This window comes from Nonomuraea sp. MG754425 (genome assembly GCF_021699195.1).
Taxonomy (GTDB): Bacteria; Actinomycetota; Actinomycetes; order Streptosporangiales; family Streptosporangiaceae; genus Nonomuraea.
This window is the reverse complement of the sequence record NZ_SSXE01000096.1, coordinates 25,933-35,232: the sequence shown is the minus strand read 5'-3', so window position 1 is coordinate 35,232 and position 9,300 is coordinate 25,933. Positions and strand designations below refer to the sequence as shown.

Below are 9,300 nucleotides of genomic sequence, written 5' to 3'. Positions count from 1 at the left end.
GGATCATGTTGACTGCCTCCTTCGCAGCAACTGCACGATCACCGTCAGCGCCAGCGTCGCCAGGAACAGCACGATCCCGCCCGCCGAAGCCACCCCCAACTCGTTCTTCTGGAACCCGAGCTTGTAGATCAAGGTCATCAGCACCTCGGACGACCCGTTCGGCCCGCCGTTGGTGAGCACGTACACCTCGACGAACACGCGCAGCCCGCGGATGGCGGCGAGGGTGAACAGGATCCAGAACACCGGCCGCAGCGCCGGCAGCGTGATGTGCCGCAGGCGGCGCCAGGTGGAGGCCCCGTCCACGGCGGCGGCCTCGTAGAGGGAGCGGTCGACGCCGACCAGTCCGGCCAGGAAGATCATCATGTCGTACGGCGTCCCGCGCCAGATGCTCATCAGCATGATCGACCACAACGAGGAGTCCTCGCTGCCCAGCCAGGGCTGCGGGCCGATGCCGGCCCAGCCGATCACGATGTTGAGCATCCCGCTGTCGGCGGGGTGGAACATGATCCGCCACACCTCGGCCACGGCCGCCATGGTGGTGACGACCGGCAGGAAGGCCGCGGTCCTGACGAACCACAGGTAGCGGGCCGGCCCCTCGATGAGCAGGGCCAGGACGAGGCCGAGCACGATGGAGCCGATCGTGGTGCCCAGGGCCAGCACGATGCTGTGCCAGATGGCCGCGCCGAACTCGGAGTCGGAGATGATCGTCTGGTAGTTCTGGAAGCCGACCCACTCGTCACCGAGGAACGTCTGGACCTTGAACAGGCTCTTCCACAACCCGACGAACATCGGGATGAACTTGAAGTACAGGAAGAGCAGCAGCGCGGGCGCCAGGAACAGCCAGGCGATCAGCGGCCCCCGCCACCGCGCCGATTTCGGCGGGTGGCCGGGGCTCGCCGTCCGGCGCGACGCCGGGGCGAGGGTGGAGGTCATGACGCTTTCTGGCTCTGCAGTTCCTGGGTGAGCTTGGTGTTGAGCTCATCCATCGCCGTCTTGACGTCGGCCGAGCAGTTGGCCCAGACGGCGTTGATGGTGTCCGCGGAGGTCTGGCGGATCGGCGCCCAGTTCGGCACCGGCGGGGCGTAGACGGCGTTCGCGTACGACTCCTGGAACACCTTCCAGCGCGGGTCCGCGCGCTCGGCGGACATGTCCACCGTGGTGTTGACGGGGAGGCGGACGATGGCGCCGTTCGCGTCCTTGTTCATGCCGATGCGCTGGCCTTCGGGGGAGATCGCGAACTCGGCGAACTTCTTCTGCACGTCCTTGTGCTGGGAGCCGGCCATGAGGTAGACGTTCTCGCCCTCGCCGAGGGTGCCGGGTCCGCCGGACGGGCCCTTGGGCACCGGCAGGACCTCGATCTTGTCGGTGCCGACGCTGTTGACGAACCGGGCCAGCACGTACGGGCCGACCAGATAGATGCCGCCCTGGCCCTTCTCGAACACCTCGTGCGTGACGGTCGTGTCGTTGCTGACGGCGCCGGGGTTGACGGTCTTGGTCTTGCAGAACTGGTCCTGCAGGTACTGGACGGCTTCGACGGTCTTGGGGTCGTTCACCGCGGCGGCGTACTTGCCGCCCCCGACGGACTTGATGAAGTCGCCGCCGTTGGCGTAGATGAGCGAGGAGGCGTACCAGGAGGCGTAGCCGCGCTTGGTGCCGGCGGGGGCGACGAAGCCGGCGGTGTCCTTCTGGCCGTTGCCGTCGGGGTCCTGCTCGGTGAAGGCGACGGCCAGCTTGGCGAGGTCCTCCCAGGTGGCGGGCGGTTCCATCCGCACCTTCTCGCGCCAGTCCTTACGCACGATCAGTGCGAACGACTGGGCGGAGAACGGCGCGGCGTAGTATTTGCCGTCGCTGCCCGTGGCGGCCTTCCACGCGGTCTCGGCCAGCGAGTCGCCGCCGGTCAGCGAGGCTTTGTCGATCTCCTGGAGCCAGCCCTGGCTCTGCATGTTGCCGAGTTGGGCGGTGTCGTTGATGACGATGTCGGGAAGCTGTTTCTGTGCCGCCTGCTGGTTCAGCTTGGTCTCGAAGTCGTCGAACAGGGCGACGACTTTCGTTTGCACCCCACTGGCCTTGGTAAAGGCATCAGCGAGCTTCTTGGCGGTCTTGGCGGAGTCGGAATCCGGCGCCTGCCTGATCCAGATCTCCAGAGTGTTGTCCGAACCTGATGTATCCCCGGAACCGCAGCCTGTCAGTCCAACGGCCAGAGTCGTCATGATCGCGACTCCCAGCAGACGACGTGACATCAGACCGCCTCCTGTTCACATACATGGACGTGAGTCGAAGACTTGGATGTGTGCCTGCGAACGTAACTAGTGGCATGGCTCACGGTCAATATTCAAGGATGTGAATTTCAGTCAGATTCGTGTACATCATGATGCATGCGCATTCTCATGACAGGGGCCGCTGGAAAGGTCGGGACGCTGCTGCGCCCGCGTCTCGCGAAAGAGGGCCGTACGCTGCGGCTTTCCGATATTCACCCGCTCGATCCCGTTGACCTCGGGCCGGGTGAGGAATGGGTGACGGCCGACCTGGCCGACGCGCAGGCCATGGCCGAGGCGATGAAGGGCGTGGACGCCGTCCTGCATCTGGGCGGCCAGAGCCGGGAGCATCCCTGGGCCGACATCGTGCACGCCAACATCAACGGCACGCAGGTGCTGCTGGAGGCGGCGCGTGAGGCGGGCGTCGGGCAGGTCGTGCTGATGGGCAGCCACCACGCGGCCGGTTTCCACCCCCGGCCGGAGTCGGGGGCGGACCTGCCCGACTACGCCTTTCCGCGTCCTGACACGTTCTACGGGGTCAGCAAGGTCGTCATGGAGGCCCTCGGCAGCCTTTACCACGACCGTTTCGGGATGAACGTCACCGTTGTCCGCCTGGGCACCTGCAACGAGGGTCCGGCAGACACCCGCGGCCTGGCCACGTGGATCTCCGCGGACGACCTGACCGGCCTGGTCGAGGCGGGGCTCGCGGCGAGCGGCTACCACGTCGTGTGGGGCGTCTCCGACAACCCCCGCCGCTGGTGGTCGCTGGAGGAGGCCAAGGCGATCGGGTTCGACTCGCGCGACTCCTCCGAGCCCTTCGCCGCCGCCCTCATCGCCGAGCAGGGCGAGCCCGACCTGTCGGAGCCGCTGCACGACCGCGCCGGCGGCGTGTTCACGCTGAACGAACTCGGCGGCAAATGGTGACAGCCCCCGCCTCCACGCTGGGCCAGTGCCCCGGAGAGGCGGCCCGTCTCGCGTGACTCCTTGGCAACCGGTTGCAAGAACCTTGACGGCACAGGGCCCAAAGGTCAAGGTTTAGTCTGGCAACCGTTTGCAAGGGAGGCGGCGATGGCGGCGACGATCAAGGACGTGGCCCGCGCCTGCGGCGTCCACGTGTCCACCGTGTCCCGGACGTTCTCCGCGCCGCACCTGGTCAATCCTGCCACCAGGAGCCGCGTGCTGGCCGCCGCCGACGATCTCGGCTACCGGCCCAACCGGGCGGCCAGGGCGCTGACCACCGGGCGCACGTACAACATGGGCCTGATCGTGGCCGACATTTCCAACCCGTTCTTCCCGCCCCTCATCAAAGCCGCCCAGGCGCAGGCGAGGGGACGGGACTACCACGTGTTCGTGGCCGACACCGACGAGGACCCGCGGGTCGAGGAAGAGCTGATCAGGACCCTCACCAAGCAGGTGGACGGCGTCCTGCTGTGCAGCCCCCGGCTGTCGAACAAGATGATCGAGCGGCTGGCCGAGGACGTGCCGTTCGTGGTGGTCAACCGGCGTATCAAGGGCATGCCCGCGGTGCTCATGAACGTCGCCCAGGGCGCCAAGCTCGCCCTCGACCACCTGGCCGGGCTCGGCCACCGCAGGATCGCGCTGGTGTCGGGGCCGATCGGCTCGTGGACCAGCAACGAGATGCAGGGCGTGGCCGCCGAGGCCACCGGGCTCGACCTGGTCTTCTTCGGCCCCAACCAGCCCACGGAGACCGGCGGCCTGGCCGTCGCCCCCGAGGTGGCCGCCTGCGGCGCGACCGCGGTGCTCGCCTACAACGACCTCGTCGCGCTCGGCCTCGTCGAAGGGCTGTCGGCGATGGAGATAGGGGTACCAGACCAGATAAGTGTGATCGGGTTCGACGACATCCTGCCGGGCCGCCTCAACCGGCCCAAGCTGACCACGGTGGCCATGCCGGCCGTGCAGGCGGGGCGGATGGCCGTCGATCTGCTGCTGCAATCGGGAGGCGAGGGCGCGACGGTGACCCTCGACACCGCCCTCATTGTCCGAGAGTCCACGGGAAGGGCACAGACATGATCTTCGGAACGCTGCCATCGGGCCAGCAGGTCGAGCAGGTGGAGCTGACGTCGGGACGGCTGCGCGCCGAGGTGCTCACCTACGGCGCCGTCATCCGCACGCTGGAGGTGTCGGGGGTCAACGTGGTGCTCGGGCTGGACACGCTCGACGACTATCGCACCCGCAGCCGCTACTTCGGCGCGGTCGTCGGCAGGTACGGCAACCGCATCGCGGGCGCCCGCTTCACCCTCGACGGGGTCGAGTTCACCCTGCCCGCCAACAACGGCCCCAACTGCCTGCACGGCGGCACCGAGGGCTTCGACAGCCGGGTGTGGACGATCACCGAGCGCACCGGCTCGTCGGTCACCCTGACGCTCACCAGCCCCGACGGCGACCAGGGCTTCCCCGGCACGCTGACCGCCTCGGTGACGTACACGCTGGCCGACGACGCCCTGCGCATCGACTACGCCGTCGAGACCGACGCGCCCACCGTGGTCAACCTGACCAACCACGCCTACTTCAACCTCAAGGGCGGCGGCGACGTGCTCGACCACGTCGTCCAGATGGCGTCCGAGCACTACCTGCCGGTGGACGGCGACAAGATCCCCACCGGCGAGGCGGCGCCGGTCAAGGGCACCCCGTTCGACTTCACCGAGCCGCACCCCGTGGGCGAGCGGTACGACGGCGCCTACGACCACTGCTTCGTCCTCGACGGCGACGGCGGCGTCAAGGTGACGGCCGGCGACCTCACCATGGAGGTCACGACCACCGAACCGGGCGTGCAGTTCTACGCCGGCGGCATGCTGGACGGGGTCGCGACGCCGTTCGGGCCGTTCGCGGGGTTGTGCCTGGAGACGCAGCACTACCCCGACTCCCCGAACCAGCCGCAGTTCCCGTCCACGGTGCTGCGCCCGGGCGAGCGCCGCACGTCCACGACGACCTACCGCTTCATCTGACGCAGCGCCGCCGAAGCCTTGATCACCAGCAGGGCCATGTCGTCCTGCGAGGGTTCGGCGGCGAACGTCTCGACCGCGTGCCGCACCCGTTCGGCCACCGCGTGGGCGCTCAGCCCGGTGCAGCCGGACAGCAGTTTCGACAGGCCGTCGCCGTCGTCCAGCAGCCGGCCGCCGTTGCGCCGCTCGGTCACGCCGTCGGTGACGCACAGCAGCACCTCCTCCGGCGCCAGTTCGAACGACTCCACGTAGAACCTGGCGCCGGACTCGATGCCGAGCAGGAGTTGCGGCGTGGCCACGGGCCGTACCTCGCCGTCGGGCCGCAGCAGCAGGGGCGGCGGGTGGCCGGCCGAGGCGATCGTGCACAGTGCGCCGCCCTGCGGCAGCGGGGTCAGCTCCCCGCACAGCAGGCTGAGGAACCTGCCTTCCTCGCCCTCCTCCAGCAGCGCGTGGTTGAGCCGGTCGAAGATGTCGGCGACCGTGTAGTGCTCCTTGGCCAGCAGGCGTACGGCGTGCCGGGCCAGGCCCGTGACGGCAGCCGCCTCGGGGCCGCTGCCGCACACGTCGCCGAGCGCGAAGCACCAGTGGTCGGCCACCGTGAACAGGTCGTAGAAGTCGCCCCCGACGTCGGCGCCCTCATCGGCCGGCTCGTAGACCACCGCCGACTCCAGGCCCGGCATGGGCGCCGCGCGCATGGGCAGCAGGCTGCGCTGGAGCACCCGTGAGGTGGTGGCCTGGCGGGCGTACAGCATGGCCGTGTGCAGGTTGAGCGCCACCAGGCGGCACAGGTCGGCGAGCAGGTCGGCCAGCTCCAGCGGCAGCGTCGGCTCGGCGCGGCCGATCACCAGCGCGCCGTGCGACCTGCCCTGCGTGAGCAGGGGGAAGGCCAGCACGTTCTCCGGGCCGACCGGCCAGCTCACCTCGGTCAGCGCGGTGCGGGGGATGGCGGGCAGCGACTTGCGCAGCTCGGCGTTGTGGCTCTCCTCGCTGTGCCAGACGTGGGCGAGCCTGGTCATGCCGGCCAGGTCGGTCAGGTAGACCGCCGCCCAGGTGGCGATCTTGGGCACCACGAGCTGCGCGGTCAGCGCCGCGATCAGCTCCTCGTCGTGCACGCCCGCGAGTAGTTCGCCCGCCTCGGCCAGGAACGACAGCCGCCCCCGGTGCGCACGGTCCTGCTCGGCCAGCCGCTGGCGGTGCACGCTCACCGCCACCTGGCCGGCGATGTGCTGGAGGCTGACCGTCAGCTCCTGCTCGAAGCGGCCCGGCCGGGAGTCGGTGACGACGAGATAGCCGATCACCTCGCCCGCCACGAGCAGCGGCGCGCACGCCAGCGACCTGGCCCGGAGCTGCTGGGCCAGCTCGACGTCCGCGGCGAGCAGGTCGTCGATCAGCGTCGGCGTGCCGCGGTCGGCGCCGAACACGCCGGTGGCCAGCACGCCCACCAGCCCCGCCGTCGCGCCCACCCCGGCGGCCACGCCGAACCGGTTGCCGCCCTCCGCCCCGAGCAGCACGTACGCGGCGTCGCCGCCGCTGGAGACCTGGGTGATCTGCGCGATCGTCCGCAGCAGGTCGGCGAACGGCATGTCCCGGTCGAGCAGGTCCTTGATGCGCCGGCCCGCCTCCCTGCGCAGCGGCGCGGACGGAGGCGTCAGCACGTAACGGTGGTCGCTGGAGACGATCATCCAGATCGACCTGCGCTCGCCGGCGTGCCCGCGGGCGCGGAGCTGGGAGACGTAGACGGGGACGAGGTCTCCGTCGCGGTGCCGCATGCGGGCCTCGCCCCGCCAGCGGCCCAGGCTGAGCGTGTCGGTCAGCGACAGCGCGTACGGGCCGTGCCCGCGCCAGGCCACCAGGTCCTTCAGCGACCGGCCGACGGTCTGCTCCGCCTCCCAGCCGAGCAGCCGCTCCGCCTCGGGGTTCCACGACTCGACCACCCCGTCGAGGTCGCTGATCACCACGCCGACGTGCAGGGTCTCCAGGGGCGGCGCGACCGGCCCCGGGGCCAGGGAGGGGCCGTGCGCGGGCTCCTGCGGGTCGCAGCCCTCGCCCAGCTCCATGCGCACCCACACACGTTTGGCGGTCCGGGTGTAGGTGACGCCCCACGCGTCGGCCAGCATCCCGGCGAGCGCCAGCCCCCGGCCCGAGGTGGCCGGCTCGCCGTCGTCGGGCGGCGGCGGGCCCGTCGGGACGGTGCGGCCGGGAAGCTGGTCGTCGACCTCGATCTCGAGTTTCGGCGGGCTGGCGTCGGCGTCCAGGCGGCAGGTCAGCTCGACGCCGGTGCCCGCGTGCACGACGGCGTTCGTGACGAGTTCGCTGGTCAGCAGTACGGCGTCCTCGGCGAGATGGCTCAGGCGCCATTCGCCGAGCACCTGGCGGACGAACTTGCGCGCGTGCGCCGGCGCGTGGGGAGTGCCGTCGAAGGCCGTGCTCGACACCCGGGTCGTGTCCACTCTGCGTCCTAGAACATCACTCGATGTGGCAGTTCGGTCACTCTCAGGGTGGCAGACTGCTGGCGTTGATACCTCCAGTTGTGAAGAAGGCCGCCATGGTCACGCAGTCGCGCTCACCATATCGCGCTGGACCGTTCCATGGCGTGAGTTCCGCCCGCTGCCGGCGGCCGGCCATGGGTGAGCGGGAGGGAGAGGGATGAACCGCCAGGTCAAGATCCTGCTGGTGGACGACAACGAGGAGAGCCTGGTCGCGCTGGAGGCCGTGCTGCGCCCGCTCCAGCAGGTGCTGCTGAAGGCGCGCTCGGGCCCCGAGGCGCTGAAGCTGATGTCGCGGCATGACTTCGCGGTCGTCCTGCTCGACGTGCTGATGCCCGGCATGGACGGTTTCGCGACCGCCACCCACATCAAGCGGCTCGACCAGGCCCGAGACATGCCGATCATCTTCCTGACCGGCGCAGCGCCGAACCCTGGGCCGGGCTCCGGGCCGGGTGCGGACTTCCGCGGCTACGCGGCGGGCGCGGTCGACTATCTCAGCAAGCCCTTCGACCCGTGGGTGCTGCGCTCGAAGGTGTCGGTGTTCATGGAGTTGTTCAGGAAGAGCGCCGTGCTGTTGGAGCAGCGGGCGCGGCTCGCCCAGTTCACCCGGGACGACGAGGCCATGGCCGGGTTCGCGGCGCGGCTGGGGGCGGTCGAGTCGCGGCTGGCCGGGCTGTCGGAGGACACCGCGGGTGACGAGGGGCTGCGTGAGGCGGTCAAGGACCTGGCCGACCGGGTGGGGGCCATGCGGGCCGCGTTCGAGGCCGTCCCGGCGGCCCGTCCGGGAGGGTGAGCGTGTGGGGGCGGCGTCCGGGTGGTCAGGGGAGGAGGGCGGCGCGCAGCCGGTCCGCGTGCCCGCGGGTCAGGCCGTTGGCCAGCAGGAGCCGTTCCGCGCCGCCGTGCCCGGCCACCGCCGCGAGCAACGTGCGGATCGCGCTCTCCGGGGCGTCCAGCAGCGCGGCCGGGGTGCCGGCGGGCAGCGCGAGCGTGACCAGCACCTCGGGCAACTCCTTGGCGGTCAGCGCGTAGTCGCGCACGATGGCCTCGTGGTCCACGCCCAGCAGGTCGAGGATGAGCGCCACCACGATGCCCGTGCGGTCCTTGCCCGCGGCGCAGTGGACGAGCGCGGGCAGGTGGTCGGCGATCTCCGCGATCACCCCCGCGAACCAGGTCGCCCGGTGGCGCAGGAGCGCCACGTACATGTCGCCCAGGTCCAGGTCGGCGGGTGACTCGCGGAGGTGGGCGGGCGAGAGCGTCGAGCCGGCTCCCAGGGGCGCGTGCCGGACCGCGCCGCCCAGCACGGCCGCCCAGTCGCCCGCCACCCGCTCGTCGTCGCCGCGCAGGTCCGCGATGAGCCGCAGCCCCGCCACCAGTTCGGCGTCCTGCGGGGTGAGCGTGTGCGGCTGCGCGGAACGGTAGAGCACACCGGGGCGCAGCGCGGTCTCCGCCGCGACGTCCCGGAGGTTCGGCAGTGGCATGGGTCAGATATACGAACGGCCGATGGAGGGGAACTCGGCCCCCGGTCGGACGCGGGGTGAACATCGCGTCACCTTTCGGTCGCGTCACCTTTCAGGTGTCCACCTGTCAGGACACCGG

8 protein-coding genes are annotated in these 9,300 nt (G+C 70.3%); 4 read left to right on the top strand and 4 right to left on the bottom strand.

Annotated features, from left to right (window positions below):
• Window positions 1-3: 3 nt before the first annotated feature.
• Both FAF44_RS29715 and FAF44_RS29710 read right to left on the bottom strand, forming a co-directional pair.
• On the bottom strand, window positions 4-933 hold the full coding sequence (locus FAF44_RS29715; protein WP_237106605.1) for a carbohydrate ABC transporter permease: 930 nt from the start codon (window positions 931-933) through the stop codon (window positions 4-6).
• Window positions 930-2,210 (bottom strand): sugar ABC transporter substrate-binding protein, encoded by a 1,281-nt coding sequence (locus FAF44_RS29710; RefSeq protein WP_272895193.1) that lies wholly within the window; start codon window positions 2,208-2,210, stop codon window positions 930-932. Before FAF44_RS29710 ends, FAF44_RS29715 begins: the two co-directional genes overlap by 4 nt.
• A 165-nt stretch (window positions 2,211-2,375) precedes the next feature.
• On the opposite strand from FAF44_RS29710, the gene FAF44_RS29705 reads away from it, so the two are divergent.
• The 3 genes from FAF44_RS29705 (at window position 2,376) to FAF44_RS29695 (ending at window position 5,221) form a co-directional block, all read left to right on the top strand.
• Window positions 2,376-3,179: an NAD(P)-dependent oxidoreductase gene (locus FAF44_RS29705; protein ID WP_237106603.1), complete on the top strand. Its 804-nt coding sequence runs from the start codon at window positions 2,376-2,378 to the stop codon at window positions 3,177-3,179.
• A gap of 144 nt (window positions 3,180-3,323) precedes the next feature.
• Complete coding sequence (locus tag FAF44_RS29700) at window positions 3,324-4,286, top strand: LacI family DNA-binding transcriptional regulator (protein ID WP_237106602.1); 963 nt, start codon at window positions 3,324-3,326, stop codon at window positions 4,284-4,286.
• Window positions 4,283-5,221 carry an aldose epimerase family protein gene (locus tag FAF44_RS29695; protein ID WP_237106601.1) on the top strand — a complete coding sequence of 313 codons (939 nt, stop codon included), beginning with the start codon at window positions 4,283-4,285 and terminating at the stop codon, window positions 5,219-5,221. The genes FAF44_RS29700 and FAF44_RS29695 overlap by 4 nt, the downstream gene beginning before the upstream one ends.
• On the opposite strand, the gene FAF44_RS29690 is transcribed toward FAF44_RS29695, so the two are convergent.
• Window positions 5,206-7,668: a SpoIIE family protein phosphatase gene (locus FAF44_RS29690; RefSeq protein ID WP_237106600.1), complete on the bottom strand. Its 2,463-nt coding sequence runs from the start codon at window positions 7,666-7,668 to the stop codon at window positions 5,206-5,208. The genes FAF44_RS29695 and FAF44_RS29690 overlap by 16 nt on opposite strands.
• 196 nt (window positions 7,669-7,864) lie before the next feature.
• On the opposite strand from FAF44_RS29690, the gene FAF44_RS29685 reads away from it, so the two are divergent.
• A complete protein-coding gene (locus FAF44_RS29685; protein ID WP_237106599.1) occupies window positions 7,865-8,497 on the top strand; it encodes a two-component system response regulator in 633 nt (210 codons plus the stop codon).
• 25 nt (window positions 8,498-8,522) lie between these two features.
• Here the strand turns inward: FAF44_RS29685 and FAF44_RS29680 are convergent, their stop codons facing one another.
• Window positions 8,523-9,182 carry a tyrosine-protein phosphatase gene (locus FAF44_RS29680; RefSeq protein ID WP_237106598.1) on the bottom strand — a complete coding sequence of 220 codons (660 nt, stop codon included), beginning with the start codon at window positions 9,180-9,182 and terminating at the stop codon, window positions 8,523-8,525.
• Window positions 9,183-9,300: the final 118 nt, after the last annotated feature.